This window comes from Pokkaliibacter sp. MBI-7 (assembly GCF_029846635.1).
In the GTDB taxonomy this organism is placed as follows: Bacteria; Pseudomonadota; Gammaproteobacteria; order Pseudomonadales; family Balneatricaceae; genus Pokkaliibacter.
The window spans coordinates 1141765-1164449 of sequence record NZ_JARVTG010000001.1 but is presented as its reverse complement, the minus strand read 5'-3'; the positions used below and the strand labels follow the sequence as shown (position 1 = coordinate 1164449).

Annotated in this window: 20 protein-coding genes; 19 read left to right on the top strand and 1 reads right to left on the bottom strand. The window is 55.8% G+C overall.

The annotated features are described in order from the left end of the window. Nucleotides 1–399 precede the first annotated feature (399 nt). Together QCD60_RS05180 and QCD60_RS05175 are read left to right on the top strand one after the other, a co-directional pair. Nucleotides 400–663, top strand: a complete 264-nt coding sequence (locus QCD60_RS05180; RefSeq protein ID WP_104155449.1) for a succinate dehydrogenase assembly factor 2 — start codon at nucleotides 400–402, stop codon at nucleotides 661–663. Next, nucleotides 641–1051 (top strand): protein YgfX, encoded by a 411-nt coding sequence (locus QCD60_RS05175; RefSeq protein WP_279783046.1) that lies wholly within the window; start codon nucleotides 641–643, stop codon nucleotides 1049–1051. The genes QCD60_RS05180 and QCD60_RS05175 overlap by 23 nt, the downstream gene beginning before the upstream one ends. Here the strand turns inward: QCD60_RS05175 and nadB are convergent. Continuing rightward, nucleotides 1046–2704 carry an L-aspartate oxidase gene (gene nadB / locus QCD60_RS05170; protein ID WP_279783043.1) on the bottom strand — a complete coding sequence of 553 codons (1659 nt, stop codon included), beginning with the start codon at nucleotides 2702–2704 and terminating at the stop codon, nucleotides 1046–1048. The genes QCD60_RS05175 and nadB overlap by 6 nt on opposite strands. A 489-nt stretch (nucleotides 2705–3193) precedes the next feature. Between nadB and rpoE the strand changes: the two genes are divergently transcribed. From rpoE to ppc, 17 genes are all read left to right on the top strand, one after another. Then, nucleotides 3194–3766 carry an RNA polymerase sigma factor RpoE gene (gene rpoE, locus QCD60_RS05165; protein WP_279787885.1) on the top strand — a complete coding sequence of 191 codons (573 nt, stop codon included), beginning with the start codon at nucleotides 3194–3196 and terminating at the stop codon, nucleotides 3764–3766. Nucleotides 3767–4036: 270 nt separating this feature from the next. After that, a complete protein-coding gene (locus tag QCD60_RS05160; RefSeq protein WP_279783041.1) occupies nucleotides 4037–4891 on the top strand; it encodes a MucB/RseB C-terminal domain-containing protein in 855 nt (284 codons plus the stop codon). Continuing rightward, complete coding sequence (locus QCD60_RS05155) at nucleotides 4875–5408, top strand: SoxR reducing system RseC family protein (RefSeq protein WP_104151995.1); 534 nt, start codon at nucleotides 4875–4877, stop codon at nucleotides 5406–5408. The genes QCD60_RS05160 and QCD60_RS05155 overlap by 17 nt, the downstream gene beginning before the upstream one ends. Nucleotides 5409–5411: 3 nt before the next feature. After that, entirely contained in the window at nucleotides 5412–6860 is a 1449-nt protein-coding gene (locus QCD60_RS05150; RefSeq protein ID WP_279783038.1) for a DegQ family serine endoprotease, read from the top strand. A 233-nt stretch (nucleotides 6861–7093) separates the two neighbouring features. Further along, nucleotides 7094–8893 carry a translation elongation factor 4 gene (lepA, locus tag QCD60_RS05145; RefSeq protein ID WP_110189001.1) on the top strand — a complete coding sequence of 600 codons (1800 nt, stop codon included), beginning with the start codon at nucleotides 7094–7096 and terminating at the stop codon, nucleotides 8891–8893. Between the two features lie 5 nt (nucleotides 8894–8898). Next, entirely contained in the window at nucleotides 8899–9702 is an 804-nt protein-coding gene (gene lepB, locus QCD60_RS05140; RefSeq protein WP_207780403.1) for a signal peptidase I, read from the top strand. Nucleotides 9703–9716: 14 nt separating this feature from the next. Beyond that, entirely contained in the window at nucleotides 9717–10079 is a 363-nt protein-coding gene (locus QCD60_RS05135) for a DUF4845 domain-containing protein (protein WP_279783034.1), read from the top strand. Beyond that, nucleotides 10076–10756 carry a ribonuclease III gene (gene rnc, locus QCD60_RS05130; protein WP_110188995.1) on the top strand — a complete coding sequence of 227 codons (681 nt, stop codon included), beginning with the start codon at nucleotides 10076–10078 and terminating at the stop codon, nucleotides 10754–10756. The genes QCD60_RS05135 and rnc overlap by 4 nt, the downstream gene beginning before the upstream one ends. Beyond that, a complete protein-coding gene (era, locus tag QCD60_RS05125; RefSeq protein ID WP_104151990.1) occupies nucleotides 10753–11673 on the top strand; it encodes a GTPase Era in 921 nt (306 codons plus the stop codon). Before rnc ends, era begins: the two co-directional genes overlap by 4 nt. A 2-nt stretch (nucleotides 11674–11675) precedes the next feature. Next, nucleotides 11676–12398 carry a DNA repair protein RecO gene (gene recO / locus QCD60_RS05120; protein WP_279783030.1) on the top strand — a complete coding sequence of 241 codons (723 nt, stop codon included), beginning with the start codon at nucleotides 11676–11678 and terminating at the stop codon, nucleotides 12396–12398. Nucleotides 12399–12410: 12 nt separating this feature from the next. Continuing rightward, the gene (pdxJ, locus tag QCD60_RS05115; RefSeq protein WP_279783028.1) at nucleotides 12411–13148 is read left to right on the top strand and encodes a pyridoxine 5'-phosphate synthase; all 738 of its coding nucleotides are present in this window, start codon (nucleotides 12411–12413) and stop codon (nucleotides 13146–13148) included. Nucleotide 13149: 1 nt separating this feature from the next. After that, a complete protein-coding gene (gene acpS, locus QCD60_RS05110) occupies nucleotides 13150–13530 on the top strand; it encodes a holo-ACP synthase (RefSeq protein WP_104151987.1) in 381 nt (126 codons plus the stop codon). Nucleotides 13531–13590: 60 nt separating this feature from the next. Beyond that, the gene (cysM, locus tag QCD60_RS05105; protein ID WP_110188992.1) at nucleotides 13591–14487 is read left to right on the top strand and encodes a cysteine synthase CysM; all 897 of its coding nucleotides are present in this window, start codon (nucleotides 13591–13593) and stop codon (nucleotides 14485–14487) included. A gap of 138 nt (nucleotides 14488–14625) precedes the next feature. Beyond that, entirely contained in the window at nucleotides 14626–16053 is a 1428-nt protein-coding gene (gene rlmD / locus QCD60_RS05100) for a 23S rRNA (uracil(1939)-C(5))-methyltransferase RlmD (protein WP_279783021.1), read from the top strand. Between the two features lie 274 nt (nucleotides 16054–16327). Then, on the top strand, nucleotides 16328–18601 hold the full coding sequence (gene relA / locus QCD60_RS05095; RefSeq protein WP_279783019.1) for a GTP diphosphokinase: 2274 nt from the start codon (nucleotides 16328–16330) through the stop codon (nucleotides 18599–18601). A gap of 103 nt (nucleotides 18602–18704) precedes the next feature. After that, the gene (gene mazG / locus QCD60_RS05090; RefSeq protein ID WP_279783017.1) at nucleotides 18705–19535 is read left to right on the top strand and encodes a nucleoside triphosphate pyrophosphohydrolase; all 831 of its coding nucleotides are present in this window, start codon (nucleotides 18705–18707) and stop codon (nucleotides 19533–19535) included. A gap of 233 nt (nucleotides 19536–19768) precedes the next feature. Then, nucleotides 19769–22414, top strand: coding sequence for a phosphoenolpyruvate carboxylase (gene ppc / locus QCD60_RS05085; RefSeq protein ID WP_279783015.1), 2646 nt, complete (start codon nucleotides 19769–19771; stop codon nucleotides 22412–22414). Nucleotides 22415–22685 lie beyond the last annotated feature (271 nt).

The window sequence follows — 22685 nt, the reverse complement described above, 5'->3', positions numbered from 1 at the left end:
ATGGCACCTGCACTACATCAGGCTGCCTTCGATCGCTTTAGCGAGGCAGGGCGTGAACACACCTCATGAATGTCAGAATGGCCGCTACTATAGCAGATTTGTATACCGGGCCTGGAGCGTGTTCAGCATCTACTGCGTGTTGATCTCTTGGTACCGAGAAGCGCTTCGGCGTGCTTGTTTATAACAAATAAACGCCATGCTGAAGCCGGGATACGGGCTGCTATTGGATTAGTTACCTTCGACATTCTGCTCGTTGCTGAAAATGGGGATGGAACGATCAGGATCAAGAGGGCGGCTAAAGTACCGGTCGCCAGCACGGCGGCACTTGCCTATAATCGGCGACTCTTTCGGGGGCAGTCGTCAGTGGCTGCGGCCCCTGCTGCAGAGGTGCTGTAAGTTATGTCTCAAGCCTATTCTGATCTGGATATCCGCCGTCTGCGCTGGCAGAGCCGTCGTGGCATGCTGGAGCTGGATGTTCTGCTGACCCCCTTTGTCGAAGAAGCTTTTGCTGATCTGGCCAAAGAAGATCAGGACCGTTATGTACGGCTTCTGGAGCAGGAGGACACTGATCTATTCGCCTGGTTCATGCAGCATGACACGCCGGCTGATCCTGATCTGCAACGTATTGTACGGATCATCCTTGAGCGGGTTCAGCCAGCATAGTTTGCCTCTGGTGGCCTCCCGTCAGCGTGTGGTCTTCCTGATCATCACGCTGGTCATGGCCGTCTATGGCATCTGGCAGTCGGGCCTTGAAGTCTGGCAGCAGGCTCTGCTCAGTCTGGCCGTGTTTGCCATGGCTGGCTGGGAATGGCGCTTTGCCGCCCGGCTGCCAGTGGCGATGCGCTGGCGCGAACAATTCTGGTGGCTGGGACAGGGGCAGGGGCGCTGGCAGGTGATTACACCTGTGCGGGTATGGATGATGCCCTGGGTGATCGTGCTGGATTATCGTGATGAGCTTTTGCGCCAACGATCACTGCTGCTGTTCCGTGACAGCCTGCAGGGCGACGACTGGCGCCGCCTGCAGGTGAGATTACGCTATCAGAAGCTATGAAGGGCGTTTGCCTGCCTGAGCCTGATGTCGCAGACCTGACACTGGCCAGGGATAGTTTATGGGAGCCAGAATGGTGTCCTTGGCTTCAGCCGCCTGCTGAGGATAGTCGAGAGTGTAATGCAGCCCGCGACTTTCCTTGCGCTGCATCGCTGAGCGGATGATCAGGTCGGCTACCAGCGCCAGATTGCGCAATTCAATCAGATCGCGAGATACCTTGTAGTTGCTGTAGAACTCGGCGATTTCCTGCTTCAGCAAGTCAATACGGTGCTTGGCGCGCTGCAATCGTTTGTTGGTACGCACGATGCCAACGTAGTCCCACATAAATCGTCTTAACTCGTCCCAATTGTGGGAAATGATCACGTCCTCATCCGAGTCTGTTACCTGGCTTTCATCCCACGCCGGGGCATACGGCGCCTCGGCGGTGTGTGGATGCCTGGCGAGAATATCCGTAGCACAGGCCCGTGCATAAACAATGCATTCCAGCAGTGAGTTGCTGGCCAGGCGGTTGGCGCCGTGCAGTCCGGTAAAGGCGGTTTCACCAATAGCATAGAGGCGACCAATGTCGGTCTGGCCACTAGTGTCTGTCATCACCCCGCCACAGGTGTAATGGGCAGCAGGAACTACCGGAATCGGCTCTCGCGTAATGTCGATGCCGTACTCCAGACAGCGTTCATAGACCGTAGGGAAGTGCTCGCGCACGAACTCAGCCGGTTTGTGTGAAATGTCCAGATAAACGTGGTCGAGACCCAGACGCTTCATTTCATGGTCAATGGCACGGGCAACGATATCCCGCGGTGCCAGCTCACCACGCTCGTCGAAGCGGAACATGAAACGCTCACCGTTGGGCAGGGTAAGGTGGCCCCCTTCGCCACGTACCGCTTCGGTAATCAGGAAGGACTTGGCCTGCGGATGATAGAGACAGGTCGGGTGGAACTGGTTGAACTCCAGATTGGCCACGCGGCAACCGGCACGCCAGGCCATGGCGATGCCGTCGCCAGACGCACCATCGGGATTGCTGGTATACAGATAGACCTTGCTGGCGCCGCCGGTAGCGAGAATGACAAAGCGGGCGCGAAAGACTTCTACATGGCCGGTATCGAGATTGAGTACGTAGGCACCGGCACAGCCATTCCCTGCTTTTCCCAGCTTCTGATGAGTAATGACATCAACCGCCAGTCGATGATGCAGCAGTTCAATACCGGGGTGAGCCAGAGCCTGATTGATCAGTGTCTGTTCTATGGCTCTGCCGGTGGCGTCGGCCGCATGAATGATGCGGCGATGACTGTGTCCCCCTTCCTTGGTCAGGTGAAAGGGCAGGTTATCGGCTTCCGCCTGATGGTCGGGAGTAAAAGGCACCCCCAGCTGGATCAGCCATTCGATGGCTGAACGGCCGTTCTCGACGGTAAAGCGAACGGCTTCCGGGCGAGGCAGCCAGGCACCGGCGTCCATGGTGTCGCTGATATGGCTGTCGACGGAGTCGCCTTTGTCGAGTACCGCGGCGACACCGCCCTGGGCCCAGAACGTTGAGCCACTGTGAAGTTCTGCTTTGCTCAGCACGGCTACCTTGAGGGTGTCAGCCAGATGCAGTGCCGCAGTTAATCCGGCAGCTCCGCTACCGATTACCAGCACGTCAAAGTCGTAATGTGCAGCCATGGCGTTAACGATTTCCTGTTGTTATTGCTCTTTGCCCTGCGTCAGTACCCGTTCATTGCAAGTCGGGTGACGTCAGTCTGGTGGCCTGGGGAATACCGCAAAGAGTGATCAAGGCATTGAACTCAATATGATTCTCAGCGTCTCAAGCTGCCTGACCGGAGCAGGCTACAGCTACCGTGCGCGGAACCCTGCAGCAGTAATGGTCATCAATAGTGGGCTTGCCGTGCCTGGGGAGCGGATGATGACAATGCCATGACGATTCTGGGGCAGGCCGGTGAATATAAGATATGCACCTGTCTTTGACTATTGTCCGTTGTGGTTAGCTGTGCTGGCGCACTGTACCCAAGCAGGCTGCGTTTCAGCTGGCCTTCACCCTGTCGGCGCAGCGGGAGTCGTAACAGATCGTGTTGAGAGCGGCCTGGCTGTTGGGTATCGGCTCAGGTTCAGGTAATAATTGGCGCCTCCAGAAGAAAGGGGATTACGGTGACGCTGGAAAACGAAGATTCAGATCTGGTGTTGGTCACACAGGCACAGAAAGGCAACAAGCGCGCCTACGATCTGTTGGTGGTCAAGTATCAGCATCGCATCCTGTTGCTGGTGCAGCGTTTTCTGAAAGATCCGGTGGAATCCATGGATGTGGCTCAGGAGGCTTTCATCAAGGCTTATCGCTCGCTGCATAATTTTCGTGGAGAGAGTGCTTTCTACACCTGGCTCTATCGGATTGCAGTCAATACTGCGAAAAACTACCTTGCCGCGCGTGGCCGCCGTCCACCAGATGTTGATGTCATGGCAGAAGATGCGGTGTACGTGGAAGGGGGGGAGGCACTGCGTGACCGGGGGTCGCCGGAGCACGAGCTCAATCGCGACCGACTGCGGGAAACGATCAACGCCGCTCTCAATCGCTTGCCGGAGGATCTGCGCGTGGCGCTGATGCTGCGGGAATACGATGGTCTGAGCTATGAAGACATCGCGACCATCATGCAGTGTCCGGTAGGCACGGTGCGCTCCCGTATCTTCAGAGCGCGAGAGGCTATTGAGCAGGAAATTGCTCCCTTGCTGTGAGAGTTCCCCGAGGGCGGCCCTGGTTGAAGTTTACGTAACAATTGGCCGGATAAGCGGGCGCCTGGATACAAAGTGCAAATCAAGCGGGGAAAGGCGGACAAAAGCGCCATGGCCTTAACAGAATGTATCTGGCCGGAACTTAATCAACGCATGACCCTCTAAACGCTCAGAGATACCCGCAGTGGTATCAGGACTTCCCTTCGGAACGTCGCCTTGTGCGGCAGATCTGGAAGAGAGGCCCGAGAGCATAAAACGGGTTGAGGTAAAACTATGAACGAGCAGAGCCGGGAACACTTGTCTGCTCTCCTTGATGGAGAGGCGGATGAGCTGAATCTGAGGCGACTGCTGCTGCAGGCAGATGATGCGTCCAAGCTTCGGCAAAGCTGGCAACGCTATCATTTGATCAGTGATATGTTGCATGAACGGCCGTCAGGCAGTGGCATGCAGCTGGCTGATCGGGTGAGAGCGCAGCTGGACGATGAAGATGCAGTGCAGCAGCCTGAGCGGGTCAGTCAGTGGTGGAAGCCATTCAGTCATCTGGCGGTGGCCGCTTCCGTGGCAGCCGTAGTGTTTGTCGGTGTTGGGCAGTTTATGCCCCGCTCGGCCAGCCTGCCGGTCGCTACGGAGTCAGTGTCGTCACAGGTGGCCAGCGTAGCCAGCACCCCCGCACTGGATCCGTCAGCAGGTAGTGAACCTGTATTGCCGGTGAGTTACAGCAGCCAGTCGCTGGCGCAGCCCCAGCCGGGATTGCAGCCCAGCCACTACATCCGTCTGGATACCGGGCTGGATGACTACCTGCAGCGTCATAACCAGCGTATCAGCGACACCATGACTCCCTGGCAACTGGGGTGGGCGCCAGACGGCTACCAGCTCAAGTCACAGGATCTTAGTGGTGATCAGCAGGTCATGACCTATGCCAATGACACTCATTCGTTCAGCGTGTTTATCGAGCCTCTCGGCTTGAAACCGCGTATCGAAGGGGCCATTGAGCGTCAGGGAAAAGTGGTTCTGGCGCGACAACTGCTGAGTAACAGTGGTGACTGTTATGTCACCGTGGCCGGTGATATTCCGCAGCAGGTCGCTCTCGCCATCATTCAGAATCTGAAACATGCCAGCAAGCAATAATCAATCAATGCAGCCACTGCTTGAAGAGCAGGGCTGGGTAGTGCAACTGCTGCCTGAACAGGTCGTAGTGGAAACCACCCGCCGCTCAACCTGCAGTAGCTGCCAGCTCAAATCAGGCTGTGGCCAGGGGCTTATGAACAGTGTGGGAGAGGGTAAGCAGCAGCGCATGACCCTGACGCTTCCCGAAGGCATGCTACTTCAGGTAGGCGACGCCGTGACGCTGGGCATTTTGCCTCAGGCCTTGCTGCAAGTGTCTTTGCTGATGTACATCCTGCCCCTGATGGGACTGTTTGCCGGTGTACTGCTGGGGGCTGAGCTGGGCTGGGGAGAAGGCTGGATATTGCTTGCCGGTATGTTGGGTTTGTTGGTCGGTTTTCTGCTGACACGCAGGGTAAGCAGACAATGTCAGCAAGGACAGTGGCAACCCGTTATTTTGGATAAGGTTCGATCTGAAAATGGGTTTACCGAGGTTGTTGAGCAAGTGCCAATTCGCATTATGGAAGGAAAAGGCAGGTAATTTATGTTGAAAAAACTCTATCAGACCCTGGCGGGGGCGGCCTGTATTGCAATGGTCGCCGTCAGTAGCGTCAGGGCAGCAGAACTTCCCGATTTCACCGACCTGGTAGCGAAATCTGCGCCGGCGGTGGTAAACATCAGTACCCTGAAAAACGTTCAGTACTCTTCCGATGGCAGCATGCCGTTTGATCCCAACGATCCCGATCTGCAGCAGATGCCGGAAATTTTCCGTCACTTCTTCGGCATGCAGCGCGGTGCACCTGCACCCAGTAATCCAGGCAAGACGCTCAAGCGTGTCGAGCCACGCTCTCTCGGTTCAGGCTTCATTATTTCCGATGATGGATACATTCTGACCAATAACCATGTAGTCAACGGTGCTGACGAGATTGTTGTGCGTCTGAATGACCGCCGTGAGCTGAATGCCAAGCTGGTGGGGGCGGATCCCCGTTCCGATCTGGCGCTGCTGAAGATCAATGCTGATCATCTGCCTACCGTCAAGATCGGCCACTCCAGCGATCTGAAAGCCGGGCAGTGGGTGGTGGCCATCGGTTCACCCTTCGGTTTCGACTATTCAGTGACCAAGGGTATTGTCTCAGCCGTAGGCCGCAGTCTGTCGGGTGATAACTATGTGCCCTTTATCCAGACTGATGTACCTATCAACCCCGGTAACTCCGGTGGTCCGCTGTTCAACATGGATGGTGAGGTTGTCGGTATCAACTCGCAGATCTATACCCGCTCGGGTGGTTTCATGGGGCTGTCGTTTGCCATCCCTATTGATGTGGCAATGGATGTGGCCGACCAGCTGAAAAACGGTGGTCATGTGAAACGCGGCTGGCTGGGTGTGGTCATCCAGGAGGTTAACCGTGATCTGGCTGAGTCCTTCGGGCTGAAAAAGGCTGCAGGTGCGCTGGTAGCCAAGGTGTTGCCTGATAGCCCTGCCGAGAAAGCGGGCTTGAAAGAAGGGGATGTGATCCTCGGTTTCAATGGACAGGACATCATCATGTCTTCCGATCTGCCTCACTTCGTCGGGCGAGTGAAGCCCAACAGCAAGGCAACCCTGCATGTTATCCGTGATGGTAAGGAGCAGGATCTGGACGTGACCATTGGCCTGCTGCCTGATGACGAGACTAATATTCTGGTTGATAACCGTGGTAACAGCACTGACGGTAGTGCTATCGCCAATGTCCTGCATATTGGTGCGGCCAATCTGACTGAAGATGATAAATCACGTCTGGAACTGGACAACGGTGTTGTCGTCAAACAGATCGAGCAGGGCCCAGCCTTCTCGGCCGGTGTGCAGCCGGGTGATGTCATCACTCTGCTGAATGGCAAGGCGGTCAGTTCTGTGAAGGATCTGGAAGCTATCGTCAAGGCGCTGCCGAAAGGCCGCTCTGTGCCGATGCAGATTGTCCGTGATGGCTCGCCAATTTTCCTGGCACTGCGAATTGAGTAACATAAACACCTTTGGTACGAGTGACACTCGATGAGTGGCAGGGGAGCAGCTTCGGCTGCTCCCTTTTTGCTGCCTGATAGCAGCGCTGCGTCGTCATCACTCCACCCGTATGAAGGGGTGGAATTGGCTGGCGGAAGCCGTTGTGTACATGGTGCGATGTGTCACTAAATCGGCTAGAATGCCGCCTTTGCCTCAGGCCCTCCGGCCTGCATTAGCTACTGGTGTTTGGTTCCGTGAGCAGTCTTAAGCATATTCGTAACTTTTCTATCATTGCCCATATCGACCACGGTAAATCTACCCTGGCCGACCGTTTTATTCAGATCTGTGGTGGTCTGTCCGAGCGCGAAATGGAAGCTCAGGTACTGGACTCCATGGATATCGAGCGCGAACGCGGCATCACCATCAAAGCGCAGAGTGTGACTCTGGACTATACCGCCCGTGATGGGCAGGTGTATCAGCTGAACTTTATCGATACTCCTGGTCACGTTGACTTCTCCTACGAAGTATCTCGCTCCCTGTCTGCCTGTGAGGGCGCGCTGCTGGTAGTGGATGCTGCTCAGGGTGTGGAAGCCCAGTCGGTTGCCAACTGCTACACCGCCATCGAACAGGGACTGGAAGTTGTACCTGTACTGAACAAGATGGATTTGCCTCAGGCTGAGCCTGAGCGGGTCAAGACCGAGATTGAAGACATCATCGGTATCGATGCGACGGATGCAGTAGCCTGTAGTGCCAAGAGTGGAATGGGGATCGATGATCTGCTGGAACAGCTGGTTGAACGTATTCCTGCTCCGGAAGGCGACCCTGCTGCGCCGCTGCAGGCGCTGATCATTGACTCCTGGTTTGACAACTATCTGGGCGTAGTGTCGCTGGTCCGTATCAAGAACGGCACACTGCGCAAGAAAGACAAGATTCTGGTCAAGTCAACCGGTCAGGTGCATCTGATTGATGATGTGGGCGTGTTCACACCCAAGCGTAAATCCGAAGAGTACCTCAGTGCCGGTGAAGTAGGCTATGTAGTGGCGGGTATCAAGGACATTCATGGTGCTCCCGTAGGTGACACCCTGACCCTGTCCAGCAGCCCGGATACGCCCAGCCTTCCCGGATTCCAGAAGGTCAAGCCGCAGGTTTACGCGGGCCTGTTCCCTGTCAGTTCCGATGACTACGAAGATTTCCGTGAAGCGCTGGACAAGCTCTCGCTCAACGATGCCTCACTGTTCTTCGAGCCTGAAAGCTCCGATGCACTGGGCTTCGGTTTCCGCTGTGGCTTCCTTGGCATGCTGCACATGGAGATCATTCAGGAGCGTCTGGAGCGTGAGTACGATCTGGATCTGATCACTACAGCACCGACGGTAGTCTATGAGATTGAGCTCAGCACCGGTGAAGTCGTCTATGTTGACAACCCCTCGCGTCTGCCTGAACCCGGCAAGGTCAGGGATATGCGTGAGCCGATTTGCGAGGCCCACATTCTGGTGCCACAAGAGTTTCTGGGCAACGTCATCAGCCTGTGTGTAGAGAAGCGCGGAGTGCAGAAAAACATGCACTTCATGGCAACTCAGGTGCAGGTGGTCTATGAATTGCCTATGAGTGAAGTGGTAATGGACTTCTTTGATCGCCTGAAGTCCTGCAGCCGTGGCTTTGCTTCGCTGGATTACAGCTTCCAGCGTTATCAGTCCGCCAACATGGTACGTCTGGACATTATGATCAACGGCGACCGGGTTGATGCACTGGCGGTCATCATGCACCGTGACAATGCCCAGTATCGTGGCCGTATGCTTTGCGAAAAAATGAAGGAGCTGATTCCCCGACAGATGTTCGATGTCGCCATTCAGGCTGCCATCGGCGGGCATATCATCGCTCGTACTACCGTGAAGGCACTGCGCAAGAACGTTTTGGCCAAGTGCTATGGCGGTGACGTCAGCCGTAAGAAGAAGCTGTTGCAGAAACAGAAAGAGGGTAAGAAGCGCATGAAACAGCTGGGTAGCGTCGAGGTGCCCCAGGAAGCCTTCTTGGCCGTACTCAAGGTGGATAGTTAATGGATCTGGATTTTCCCCTCTATCTGACCATCGCCGTGGCCCTGTGTGGGGCCATCTGGCTGGCGGATATCGTGCTTTTCAGCAGACGTCGCCAGGCTGCCCGCAGCCTGGCTGAACAGCAGGGCGTAACCGATGAAGAAGTGCTCGGCGGGCTGACCCGTGAGTCATGGCCTATCGAGTACGCCAAGTCATTCTTCCCCGTGCTGTTCATCGTGTTCTTCCTGCGCTCTTTTATCGTCGAGCCCTTCCAGATTCCTTCTGGCTCCATGCTCCCTACACTGGAGATTGGCGATTTCATCCTGGTAAATAAATTCTCCTACGGTATTCGTCTGCCGGTGCTGAATACCAAGGTGATTGAAGTGGGTGAGCCCAAGCGCGGTGACGTCATGGTGTTCCGTTATCCTGGCGACCCCAAAATCAATTACATCAAGCGTGTAATTGGCGTGCCGGGTGACAAGATCGCCTACTATCACAAGCGTCTGTACGTTAACGGTCAGGAAGTGCCTGAGCAGTTCCTGTCCAATATTCCGCCGACTGAGCCCAGCCTGCAGCTGTTCCAGGAACAGCTGGGGAATGTCAGCCACAAGATTTACAAGGTACCCGGCCAGCCATCAGTTGAAGCCGAGTGGGAAGTCCCCCCCGGCCATTACTTCATGATGGGTGATAACCGTGACAACAGTAACGACAGCCGTTACTGGGGGTTTGTGCCTGAAGAGAATATTGTCGGCAAAGCGTTCTTCGTCTGGTTCCATTGGGAAGGGTTGTTCTCCATTCTCAACAGTTTCAGTAACAACGGACGGATCAACTAACAGGAGCAGTGGCGATGTATTCCAGACAACGCGGTGCCACCATGATGACCATGGTCAATGTACTGTTTCTGGTCGTGCTGGTGATTCTGGCCGTCAAGATTGGTCCTGCGTATCTGGATGACCGTACCGTCAATGCCATCATCACTGAGGCAGTAGCTACCCCGGACATTGTGGCTGAGGGTAGCCGCGGTTTGCAGACCAGCATCGGCAAGCGTCTTGATATCAATGATATTGACCTGCCAAAGGATGCGCTGGCCTACAGTCGCGATGGCAATATCTGGTATGTGGACGTCAATTACGAACGACGTATTCCCCTCGTCAGTAATCTCTCCGTCGTTTTAACTTTTAGTCATCATTACGAAGCAGTGAAGCCTTGAGTATTCAATTAGACCGCCTGTTTTCCAAGCTGGGTTACCAGTTCAAGGATCCCTCCCTGGCGGAGTTGGCCTTAACCCATCGCAGTTGCGGTAACCGTAATAACGAACGTCTTGAGTTCCTCGGTGACTCCATCCTTAACTGTGTGATTGCCGAAGCGCTTTACCAGAACTTTCAGGAAGCCAAGGAAGGGCAGCTCAGCCGTCTGCGCGCTCGTCTGGTCAAAGGGGTCACTCTGGCGGAAATCGCCCGCGAGTTTGAACTGGGTGATTACCTGCATCTGGGGATCGGTGAGCTGAAAAGTGGCGGATTCCGCCGCGAGTCCATTCTGGCCGATGCCATGGAGGCGCTTATCGGTGCGATCTTCATCGACAGCAACATGGATACCGTCAAGGAGCGTGTGCTGGCCTGGTATCACAGCCGCTTGCAGAAGCTGGACCTGAAAGATACTCAGAAGGATCCGAAGACCCGTCTGCAGGAGCTGCTGCAGGCTAAAGGGGCGGCCTTGCCCTGTTATGAAACCACCCATATAGAAGGTGAAGCTCACGCTCAGGTATTTACTGTGAGCTGCACCATTGATCTGCTTGACGACCCCACTCTGGGGACCGGCAGCAGTCGTCGTCTGGCTGAACAGGCCGCGGCGTCAGAGGCATTGGAGTTATTAGGTAATCTGTCATGAGTGAAGTGGAAAATCGTCCGGAACGCTGTGGTTTCGTTGCCATAGTAGGGCGCCCCAATGTCGGTAAGTCTACCCTGCTGAACCACATTCTCGGGCAGAAGATCAGTATCACCTCGCGTAAGCCGCAAACTACCCGTCATCAGATTCTCGGTATCAAGACCGAAGAAGAAGTACAGATCATCTATGTCGATACGCCCGGAATACACAAAGCGGGTGAGCGTGCGCTGAACCGTTTCATGAACAAGACAGCCAGCGCTGCCCTCAAAGATGTGGATGTGGTGATCTTCGTCATTGATCGTACCCGCTGGACTGAAGAAGACCAGATGGTGCTGGAGCAGTTGCAGAATCTGGACTGCCCGGTGATTCTGGCGGTCAACAAGGTCGATCGTCTGGATAATAAGGAAGCACTGCTGCCGATGCTGCAGGAGATGTCCAGCAAGATGAGTTTTGCCGACATCGTGCCGATTTCTGCTCAGAATGGGCATAACGTTGCCCGCCTCGAGCAGCTGGTCGGTGAGCGTATGCCAGAGGGGATGCATCATTTTCCCGAAGATCAGGTGACTGATCGCAGTTCACGCTTTGTAGCCGCCGAGCTGGTACGTGAGAAACTTATGCGTCAGCTGGGGGACGAAGTGCCCTACGGCGTGACCGTGGAAATTGAGCAGTTCCGTCAGGATGAAGTCAGTGGCACCATCCACATTCACGCGCTGATTCTGGTTGAGCGTGATGGCCAGAAAAAGATCGTCATCGGTGATGGCGGCAGCCGTATCAAGACCATTGGTCGCGATGCGCGTCTGGACATGGAGAAAATGTTCGAGGCCAAGGTCATGCTGAATCTGTGGGTCAAGGTCAAGCAGGGCTGGGCAGATGATGAGCGTGCACTGCAGAGTCTGGGTTACACCGACTTCAATGGCTAAGCGTGTCAGCGCTGATTTCTGAGCCGGCTTATCTGCTGCATGGTCGCCCCTATCGGGAGACCAGCATTCTCGCCGAGTTTTTCACCTCCACTCAGGGCCGGGTCGCGATCCTGGCTCGTGGCGCCCGTCGGCCGAAGTCACGCCAGAAGGCAGCATTACAACCTTTTTACCCGGTGGTGCTGTCGGCTACGGGCCGTTCCAGTTTGAAAACCCTTCAGCAGATTGATCTGTGTGGTATGGCGCCACCGCTGGCCGGTGCTTGTCTGATCAGTGGACTCTACCTGAATGAGTTGTTGCAGCGGTTGCTGCCTGAAGGTGAGCCTCATCCGAGGATGTACACGGTATATGAGTGGGCATTGACCCATCTGTCTGAGCCAGGTGAGCTTGAGCCGGTATTACGTCGCTTTGAGAAAGAGCTGCTCAGCGAGCTGGGTTTTGCTGTCGTGCTTGATTACTGTGTCGCTTCTAGCGAACCGGTGCTGGCTGAGGCGTGGTACGCTTACCATCCCGAGCACGGCTTGCGCCCTGTTGTTGCCGATGGCCGCGGAAGTCAGCGCAGTTATCCTGGTGCCGCCTTGCTGGCGATGGCTCAGGATGATTACAGCGCCTCTCTGACTCGCAAGGTTGCCAAGGTTTTGTTGCGTGAGGCGTTTGCGCCTCTGCTGGGGGATCGCCCGTTGCACAGTCGTTCCCTGTTTCTTCCGCCTCCGGTTTTTTCGAGCTAAGGAGCCAAGTAGATGCACCCCAAGCGTATTCTTCTGGGAGTGAATATTGACCACGTTGCCACCCTGCGTCAGGCCCGAGGTACCCGTTACCCTGATCCGGTCTACGCAGCCCAGCTGGCAGAAGAGGCGGGTGCTGATGGCATCACCGTGCATATGCGTGAAGATCGTCGCCATATTCAGGAGCGTGACGTCAGGTTGCTCAGGCAAACCTTGCAGACCCGTATGAATCTTGAGCTGGCTGTGACCGATGACATGCTGGACTTCGCCTGCGAAATCCATCCCGAGCATGCCTGTCTGGTACCTGAGCGTCGTGAAGAGCTGACCACCGAAGGTGGTCTCGACGTAGTCGGTCAGGAGGCGCGCGTCAAAGCCGCCTGTGAGCGCCTCGCCGCGCTGGGTATTGAGGTGTCTCTGTTTATCGATGCTGACAAAGCCCAGATAGATGCCACTGTGCGCTGTGGTGCGCCAGTGATAGAACTGCACACCGGGGCTTACGCTGATGCTGAGGATGGTGCCAGTCAACAGGCTGAGTTTGAGCGGATTGCTGAGGCGGCCCGCTATGCTCATTCTCTGGGGCTGGTAGTGAATGCAGGCCACGGACTGAATTATCAGAACGTTGAGCCGATTGCTGCTATTGCCGAGATCAATGAACTCAATATTGGTCATGGCATTGTGGCTCGCGCGGTATTTACCGGCCTGCGTGAAGCTGTGGCGGAAATGAAAAAACTGATGCTGCTGGCCCGGGGTTAAGGTGATCTGCGGTATTGGTACAGATATGGTGGCCATTGGCCGGATAGCCGAAGTCATGGAGCGGACGCGTGAGCGCTTCGCCCGCAAGATTCTCGGCGAACAGGAGTGGCACATCTATCAGCAGGTCAGTCAGCCTCATGCCTGGCTAGCCAAACGCTGGGCAGCGAAAGAGGCCTGTGCCAAAGCACTGGGAACCGGTGTGGCGCAGGGTTTGTCACTGACCCATATACAGGTGTTGAATAACGCACTGGGGGCACCGCAGCTGCAGTTGAGCGGGCGTGCTCTTGAGCTGGCTGAGGCGTGCGGGGCCAGTCGCTGGCATGTCAGCCTCAGTGATGAAAAAGACTATGCGCTGGCATTTGTGGTATTGAGCCGGGACTGATCCCGCTGCTCTGGCAAGTATGCCTGCATTGCGCTGTTGAGTTGGGTATTAGGACTGGATATGCACTTTCCAACAATTGAAGACTATGTTGGCCACACTCCGCTGGTCAGACTGCAACGCCTGCCTGGCAATACCACCAATACCATTCTGTGCAAGCTGGAGGGGAACAATCCGGCGGGCTCAGTAAAGGACCGTCCCGCGCTGTCGATGATTCAGGAAGCCGAGCGGCGCGGTATGATCAAGCCGGGTGATACCCTGATCGAAGCCACGTCGGGAAATACCGGCATTGCTCTGGCCATGGCTGCGGCGATCAAGGGCTACCGCATGGTATTGATCATGCCTGACAACATGAGTCAGGAGCGTCGTGACGCCATGACTGCCTACGGTGCAGAAATTATTTCTGTCAGCAGAGAACAGGGCATGGAGTATGCCCGCGACCTGGCCTCGCAGATGCAGCAGCAGGGGCAGGGGATCGTGCTGGATCAGTTCGCCAATTTTGATAATCCACTGGCTCACTACAAGGGCACCGGCCCTGAGATCTGGCAGCAGACAGAAGGGCGTATTACGCACTTTGTCAGCTCAATGGGGACCACCGGAACGATCATGGGCACGTCCCGTTTTCTCAAGGAGCAGAATGCGGCCATCCAGATTGTTGGCCTGCAACCTCAGGAAGGCTCCAGCATCCCCGGTATTCGTCGCTGGCCGGAGGCCTATCTGCCGAAAATATTTGAGCCTCAGCGTGTGGATCAGATTGTCGATGTGACCCAGGCCGAGGCAGAACAGACCATGCGGCGTCTGGCTCGCGAGGAAGGGATTTTCTGCGGCGTATCGTCGGGTGGCGCCGTGGCCGGAGCATTGCGACTCAGCCAGCAGCTGGAGCATGCAGTGATTGTCTGCATCATCTGTGACCGGGGTGATCGCTATCTTTCCACCGGTGTGTTCAACTCTCAGTCTTAATATCAGTACGCATTGCACGAACGGGGAGAGGAAGGCCCAGGCAGTTCTCTCCCCGTTTTGTTTTTGGCCGGTATTGACCCCGCTCTGATGAGCGGGTCAATAGTGCCCGCTCAGACAATAGAATCAACGACCGTGAATATGGCCAAACTACATAAGAAAAGAACTCCATTTACCAAACCTGCGCCGCTCAGTACCCGGGCTGCCATTGTGCTGGATATTGAGCGGATGACCCCGGAAGGCCGCGGCCTTAGCCACTATCAGGACAAGCCTGTCTTTGTTGAGGGGGCTCTGGCAGGGGAACAGGTGCAGGTGCGTCTGTCGGCTGAGCACAGCCGCTTTGCCGAGGCGGTGACCGAGAAGGTGTTGCAGCCGGTTGAGCTGCGCCGCCAGCCCCCCTGTGAATACTATGGCCGCTGTGGTGGCTGCTCGATACAGCACATGCAGTACGGCTTGCAGCTGGAAATAAAGCAGCAGGCGGTTGTTGAGCAGTTGAGCAAGCTGGCGGGGCTCAAGCCGCAGGAGTGGTTACCTACCCTGACCGCAGGTGAATGGCGGTATCGCACCCGTACGCATCTGGCGATGCTGTGGGACAAACAGAGTAAGGTTCTGCGCCTGGGTTTTCGTGCACGCAAGGATCATGAGGTGGTGGAAGTCGGTCACTGCCAGGTACTTGATCCCCGGCTGAGTGAGCTGTTGCCGGCACTCAAGGCGCTGATGCTGCAATATCCGCACAAGGAGCGACTGGGGCACATTGAGCTGGTGGCGGGTGACGAACACCGGGCACTGATGCTACGGCTGACGGCAAAGGCAGATGCTGCCTGGTTGAGCGAACTGACGGCCTGGTGTGAAGCGCAGCAGCTACAACTTTGGTTGCAAGAAGGGGAACAAACCCAGCCATCGTGCCATTGGCCCGCACCAGAACAGGGCGGCTTGTATTATACTCTGCCAGCCTTTGCCAGCCGCTTTGACTTTACACCGGCAGATTTCATTCAGGTCAATCCTGCCCTGAACCGTCTGATGGTGGAGCAGGCGATGGCGTTGCTGGCGGTGAAGCCGGGTGAGCGGGTACTGGATCTGTTTGCCGGTCTGGGCAACTTCAGTCTGGCCGCCGCACGTGCCGGTGCAGAGGTGATCGCGGTGGAAGGGACCAAGGCGATGGTTGAGCGTGGCAATGCCAATGCTCAGCGCAATGGTCTGTCTGCAGTGCAGTTTCACTGTGCGGACCTTATGGCAGATTTTTCGCATCAGTCATGGGCAGGCCGTTCAGTGGACAAGGTCATACTTGATCCGCCGCGGGCAGGCGCTTTGCATGCGGTACGCCATGTGGCTGGTCTGAAGCCCAGCAAGATCGTCTATATCTCCTGTAATCCGGCGACGCTGGCGCGTGATGCGGCGGAACTGGATCAGCTGGGATACCGTTTGATCAAGGCGGGCGCTATGGACATGTTCCCGCAAACCTCCCATGTGGAGGCGATTGCTCTGTTTGAACCCTATAAACGGGGAGGGCAGGGCAAGAAAGCCGCAGCAGGCTCAGCATTGGCAAGACGCTATAGTGGCCGCGGATGAGAGACTGCCCAGCCCTGTCAGAGGGCTGATGACTCACATCGGGAGGATGGCGGGTGGCAGTGGCTCAACATACTGAGTCAGAAATGCACATTTAAAATAAATACAGTGTTGGTGGGTGCGTTGTCAGAGTCATTGCTTTGTGGAAGCGCACCCCTGGATGTGAGGTATGCCAGGGGATAGTTATTGCCCCTTTTGTCTCGGCATAGCCTGCTTGTCGGGTTTTCCGAAGTTATAACGAGTCTCCTAATGAGGCTGGACAGGGAGTATCAGTAAGATGGTCAAAGTACGCGAGGACCACTATTTACTGGAAGATGGCAGTGTCGATCTGGGCAATTGGTTGGCCAAGATTGGCGAGCACGTCCCGGTAACCGAGTCAGAGCGTCTGCTACAAGCCTGTCGTTTGGTAGAAAGTGTTGCCCCCCGCCCCGAGTCGGTGGAGGACGATGAATGGATCAACAGCCCGATGAACTGTTTTCATACCGGTCTGGAAATGGCGTTGATCCTGGCAGAACTGAAGCTCGACAGTGATTCGCTGGTGGCGGCTGTGTTGTATCGCTCCGTGCGTCAGCGCAAGTTACCGCTGGAACGGGTGCAGAGTGATTTTGGTAAGGATGTTGCCCGTCTGATTGACGGCGTCATGCAGATGGCGGCCATCACCGCCCTGATGCGTCCGATCAAGGAGCAGGTGCTCGGGCAGCAGGAAAGCCAGCTCGACAACGTGCGCAAGATGCTGGTGTCGATCATTGATGATGTGCGGGTTGCACTGATCAAACTGGCGGAGCGCACCTGTGCTATCCGGGTGGTCAAGAATGCCAATCGCAAGAAACGGTATCTGGTGGCACGCGAGGTGTTCGACATCTATGCGCCGCTGGCTCATCGCCTGGGTATCGGCCATATCAAGTGGGAGCTGGAAGATCTTTCCTTCCGCTACCTGCAACCCAATGCCTACAAACACATTGCGCAGTTGCTGGATGAGAAGCGACTCGACCGTCAGCAATATATCCACAGTGTCCTGAGCATGCTGAAAGAGCGGCTGTCTGATGCGGGCATCGATGCGGAGCTGATGGGGCGGGCCAAGCATATCTACTCCATCTGGCGCAAAATGCAGCGCAAGAATATTCCCTTCAGTCAGGTCTATGACATTCGTGCGGTGCGTATTCTGGTACCGGAAGTGCGTGACTGTTATGCCGCACTGGGTATCGTTCATGCGCTCTGGCGCCATGTTCCCAACGAGTTCGATGACTATATCGCCGCTCCGAAAGAAAACGGCTATCGCTCCCTGCACACTGCGGTTATTGGCCCGGATGGCAAAGGGCTGGAAGTGCAGATTCGCACCCATACCATGCATGAGGAAGCCGAGCTTGGGGTCTGTGCCCATTGGCGCTATAAGGGCACCGATGTACACAACAAGTCCAACAGTTACGAGGACAAGATCTCCTGGCTACGACAGGTACTAGAGTGGCAGGAGGAAATGGGCGATGCCACCGGACTGGTGGAGCAGTTCCGCAACTCTATTACGCAGGACCGTATCTACGTTTTTACCCCCGAAGGGCATGTTGTCGATCTGCCTTCAGGTTCCACGCCGCTGGACTTTGCTTATCGGGTGCATACCGAGATCGGTCACAATTGCCGTGGTGCCAAGATCAGTGGGCGTATTGTACCGCTGACCTACAAGCTGAAAACCGGTGATCAGGTCGAGATTCTGCGGCAGAAGGGGGGGACCCCCAGTCGTGACTGGCTCAACCCGAACTTCGGCTATCTGCAGACTTCCCGTGGCCGTGCCAAGGTGCAGGCCTGGTTCAAGTTGCAGGCGAAAGAAGAGAATGCCGACGAAGGACGCCACATCGTTGAGCGCGAGCTGAAGCGTCTGGCGCTGGACAGCCACCTCGACTATCAGCCGATTGCTCTGCAGCTCAGCTACAAAACTGCCGAGGATATGTTTGCGGCACTCGGTGCCGGGGACCTGCGCCTGTCGCAGATCATCCACGAAGTGCAGCGTACGCTGGAGCCAGAGCGCAATCAGGCACCTGACCAGCTGGTGGTGCGCGAACGTAAGCACAAGCACCAGAGTGATGACAGTGGTGTCTACATTCTTGGCGTGGGTAACCTGCTGACTAACATGGCGTCATGCTGCACGCCGTTGCCGGGTGATCCGATTATCGGTTTCATTACCCTGAACCGTGGCGTGTCGATTCACCGTCAGGACTGCCAGAATATTCTGTCGCTGCAGGATAAAGAGCCACAGCGTATCGTGCAGGTCAGCTGGGGCGAGGAGCCTGAACAGACCTATCCGGTTGATATCGTGGTGGAAGCCTTTGATCGTTCGGGGCTGCTGCGTGATCTGACCACGATTCTGTCTAACGAAAAGGTTAATATCCTCGCCTTCCACACTCAGACCGATAAGGTTTACTGCACCGCACGTATTGCCATGACGCTGGAAATTGCCCGTCTGGAGCATTTGGGAAGATTGATGGACAAGATCAATCAGCTGCCTAATGTGATCGATGTGCATCGTCAACGTGGAGTCATGCAGACGGCCAAGAAATAGTCTGTAGCGCATATCTCTTCCGCTGCCTGATTGACGCTGCTTCCGCTGGAGGTGGCGTTCCTCCCTGTTCTAAGTGATGGACCTGTATTAAGTGAGTGACGTCATGACCACTTCTGCCCAATCTGCACGCCATAACCTTGATGACCTGCGCCAGCTTATGCAGCGCCTGCGTGCTCCCGAAGGCGGCTGTCCGTGGGATCGTCAGCAAACCTATGCCAGCATTTTGCCGCATACACTGGAAGAGGCTTATGAAGTGGCTGATGCCATTGAGCGGCAGGACTTTATGCAACTAAAGGATGAGCTGGGCGATCTGCTGTTTCAGGTAATCTTCTATGCACAGCTGGCATCAGAAGAGCAACGGTTCGATCTGGACGATATCATCGATAATCTGGTCGCCAAGTTGTTGCGCCGTCATCCTCATGTTTTTCCTGATGGCACACTGGCCAGTGATGCGGTAACTGATCCGCTGCCAGAGGCTGAGATCAAACAGCGCTGGGAAGAGATAAAAGCCGAAGAGCGAGCAGAAAAAGGCGATACTTCTTCCGTGCTGGATGACGTTCCCCACGCATTACCAGCGCTGAACAGGGCACATAAACTGCAGAAGCGTGCCGCCTCAGTCGGCTTTGACTGGTTTGAGTGGATGCCGGTCAGGCAGAAGCTGCTGGAAGAGCTGGATGAGATTGATGAAGCGCGGGCACTCGGCGATCAGGACGCCATGGAGGATGAACTGGGTGATGTCCTGTTCAGTTGCGTCAATCTGGCACGTCATTTAAAAATTGATCCCGACAAAGCATTACGCCGCGCTAACAATAAATTTGAGCGACGCTTTCGCCGGGTGGAGCAGCTGGCAGAAGCCGGACAGATAAATATGCAGGGCAGTTCACTGGAGGTGTTGGATCAACTCTGGGATCAGGCCAAGCAGGAAGGGCTGTAGCAGCCCTTCGGAATAGAACATAACAACAATGATCAGGGCGTGCTGACGATCAGTGAACACGCCCGAACAACCAGCGCACATACGCCACATCAACGCAGGGACAGACCGTGAGTCCATTTCAGTGGACTTGACGCAATGCAGCGCCACTTTTTAGTGAAGTGGAGAAAGATGAAAACATCAGGCCGAACACCGGTTTTCATTTTCACCAATGCATGAACGCATGGAGATAGTCTATGGTCGATGTGCACCAACCATTACGGGATAACGTCCGTCTGCTCGGCGACAGCCTGGGTAAGACCATTGAGGACCACCTCGGTACCTCCATTCTTGATACCATCGAAACCATTCGTCGTCTGGCCAAACAGGGACGGGCGGGAGATAGCGAAAGTCGTGCCCGTCTGGAAGAGCTGCTGACCACCCTCAGTGACGAGCAAATTCTGCCCGTTACCCGCTCGTTCAATCAGTTTTTGAACCTGGCCAATATCGCTGAAGAAGTTCATCGGGTCCGGCGGCGTAAGCATGATAGCAACCAGCTGATGGACGATGACACATTGCCCCAACAGCTGGTCAGGTTGCATAACCATGGCATCAGCAAAGACGATATCGTCAAACAGATTCTGGGTCTGGATATTGAGCTGGTACTGACTGCACATCCCACTGAGGCGGTACGCCGTACCCTGATTCAGAAATACGACGGCATCGCAGAATGCCTGCGGGCGCTGGATAACGTGGGTGATGATACCGCGGATGGTCAGCGGCTGGTCGACCGGCTTAAGGAACTGATCAGTCAGGCCTGGCACACCAATGAAATTCGTACCCGCCGTCCAACCCCCGTGGATGAAGCCAAGTGGGGTTTTGCCATCATTGAGAACTCACTGTGGAAGGCCATGCCGCGCTTTCTGCGTCAGCTGGATGAATCGGTGGAAATTGCGACCGGTCATCGTCTGCCATTGTCAGCAGCGCCTATCCGTTTTGCTTCCTGGATGGGCGGCGACAGAGACGGTAATCCCTTTGTCACCTCGGCGGTAACTCGTGAAGTGCTGCTACTGGCACGCTGGCAGGCAGCAGACCTGTTCAGTAAGGATATCTCTGACCTGCGGGCAGAGTTGTCCATGGGGGATTGTAATGCAACGCTGCGACAAGCCGTCGGGGACGATGAGCAGGAGCCGTATCGTGCCTATCTGCGGCAACTCAGCCGTCGCATAGAAGCGACGCAGCGCTGGGCACGGGATGAACTTGCCGGTCGTCCGGCAGATGACAGTGACATCCTCAAACACAACGATGAGCTGCTGCAGCCGTTGCTGGAGTGTGACCGCAGCCTGCGCGAATGCGGTATGGAGATCATTGCCGAGGGCATGCTGCGCGACATCATTCATCGGGCCTATGTCTTCGGTATTCATCTTCTGCGTCTGGATATCCGCCAGAACTCGGAGCGCCATGCACAGGTGTTCGAGGAGCTGGTGGCTTACTACGGCTGGGGTAACTATGCGGAATGGTCAGAGCCGCAGAAGCAGGCCTTTCTGCTGCGCGAGCTGAAAGATCGACGTCCGCTCTTCCCCCGTGACTGGACCCCCTCCGAGGAGGTGCAGGAGGTTCTGGCAACCTGTCGTACAGCTGCGCAGACTCCCGCATCGGCGCTGTCCGCTTATGTTATCTCCATGGCCAGTGTGCCGTCTGATGTACTGGCGGTCATTCTGTTGCTGAAAGAGGCGGGCATGGGCTGGAACATTCCAGTGGCGCCGCTGTTTGAAACGCTGGATGACCTTGATAACGCCCAGTCATGCATGCAGCAGCTGCTCGATATGCCCTGGTATAAGGCTTATACCCAGGGGCAGCAGATGGTGATGATCGGCTACTCGGACTCCGCCAAGGATGCTGGCCATCTGGCGGCGACCTGGGGGCAGTTCAAGGCGCAGGAAGCGCTGACCGCACTGTGCAGTGAGCGTGGTGTTCATCTGACACTGTTCCATGGTCGTGGCGGTACCGTAGGCCGGGGCGGTGGCCCCAGCCATACAGCCATCCTGTCACAGCCGCCCGGGTCGGTTAACGGCAGTATTCGGGTGACCGAGCAGGGGGAGATGATTCGCTTCAAGTTCGGCATTCCTGAAATCGCTGTGCGCAACCTTGAGCTGTACACCGGTGCAGTACTGGAGGCCACCCTGACGCCAGCCCCAGCGCCCAAAATGGCATGGCGCAAGCTCATGGATGATATGACGGCGGTGTCCTGCCGTGAGTACCGCACCATGGTGCGGGATAACCCACAGTTTGTGCCTTATTTCCGTGCAGCCACGCCCGAGCAGGAGCTGGCCAAGCTGCCATTGGGCAGCCGTCCGGCGAAGCGTAAAGTCGATGGTGGTGTGGAAAGTTTACGAGCGATTCCGTGGATCTTTGCCTGGACGCAGATGCGCCTGATGTTGCCGACCTGGTTGGGAAGTGATCAGGCCCTGGCACGGATTGAAGCGCAGCAGCGTCTGGATGAGCTGCGTGATATGGCAACGGAATGGCGTTTCTTCTCTGCCTATCTGGACATGCTGGAGATGGTCATGGCCAAAACCGATACCAATACGGCGGCCTGGTACGATCAGCGCTTGGTCGGTGCAGACCTGCAGCCTCTGGGAGCGGAGCTGCGCACCCGACTGCGCGACATGATTGCTCTGTACAAACGCATCCGTGGCCGTGATGAGTTATTGGTTCAGAACCCGGTGATCAAGCATTCTATCGGTGTGCGCAACCCCTATATCGACCCATTGCATTTATTGCAGGCGGAGCTGATGCGTCGGGTACGTCTGTATGGTGAAAAAGGGGTGCCCAATCAGATCGACCAGGCGCTGATGGTTACCATGACGGGGATCGCTGCAGGCATGCGCAATACGGGTTGATTGGCGTTGCCTGTGAATGCCTGCCCGGTGTTGCTTCCGGCTGCTAGCTAGTTGAAAAGACAGGCCTTTTCGACGAAAAACGACCACAATTTAGCCATTTTTACAGTGCTTGTTGTGGTTTCAGTGCTAAAGCCCTTTGTCGTATTGCACAAATGGGTCTGACCCGTTAAGGTCTGGCCCATTCACGTCCGCGAACGATGTGTTGTACACACATTGACCGGGACTCGCCTGGTTGCATGGTGACGTGCAGTGGGTTGTACGGATTACAAAA

Excerpts from the sequence above, each read along its gene's own strand:
- QCD60_RS05180 (WP_104155449.1), top strand. The coding sequence starts at position 400 with ATGTCTCAAGCCTATTCTGATCTGGATATCCGCCGTCTGCGCTGGCAG.
- nadB (WP_279783043.1), bottom strand. The coding sequence starts at position 2,704 with ATGGCTGCACATTACGACTTTGACGTGCTGGTAATCGGTAGCGGAGCT.
- QCD60_RS05160 (WP_279783041.1), top strand. The coding sequence starts at position 4,037 with ATGAACGAGCAGAGCCGGGAACACTTGTCTGCTCTCCTTGATGGAGAG.
- QCD60_RS05155 (WP_104151995.1), top strand. The coding sequence starts at position 4,875 with ATGCCAGCAAGCAATAATCAATCAATGCAGCCACTGCTTGAAGAGCAG.
- QCD60_RS05150 (WP_279783038.1), top strand. The coding sequence starts at position 5,412 with ATGTTGAAAAAACTCTATCAGACCCTGGCGGGGGCGGCCTGTATTGCA.
- QCD60_RS05135 (WP_279783034.1), top strand. The coding sequence starts at position 9,717 with ATGTATTCCAGACAACGCGGTGCCACCATGATGACCATGGTCAATGTA.
- era (WP_104151990.1), top strand. The coding sequence starts at position 10,753 with ATGAGTGAAGTGGAAAATCGTCCGGAACGCTGTGGTTTCGTTGCCATA.
- pdxJ (WP_279783028.1), top strand. The coding sequence starts at position 12,411 with ATGCACCCCAAGCGTATTCTTCTGGGAGTGAATATTGACCACGTTGCC.
- cysM (WP_110188992.1), top strand. The coding sequence starts at position 13,591 with ATGCACTTTCCAACAATTGAAGACTATGTTGGCCACACTCCGCTGGTC.
- rlmD (WP_279783021.1), top strand. The coding sequence starts at position 14,626 with ATGGCCAAACTACATAAGAAAAGAACTCCATTTACCAAACCTGCGCCG.
- relA (WP_279783019.1), top strand. The coding sequence starts at position 16,328 with ATGGTCAAAGTACGCGAGGACCACTATTTACTGGAAGATGGCAGTGTC.
- mazG (WP_279783017.1), top strand. The coding sequence starts at position 18,705 with ATGACCACTTCTGCCCAATCTGCACGCCATAACCTTGATGACCTGCGC.
- ppc (WP_279783015.1), top strand. The coding sequence starts at position 19,769 with ATGGTCGATGTGCACCAACCATTACGGGATAACGTCCGTCTGCTCGGC.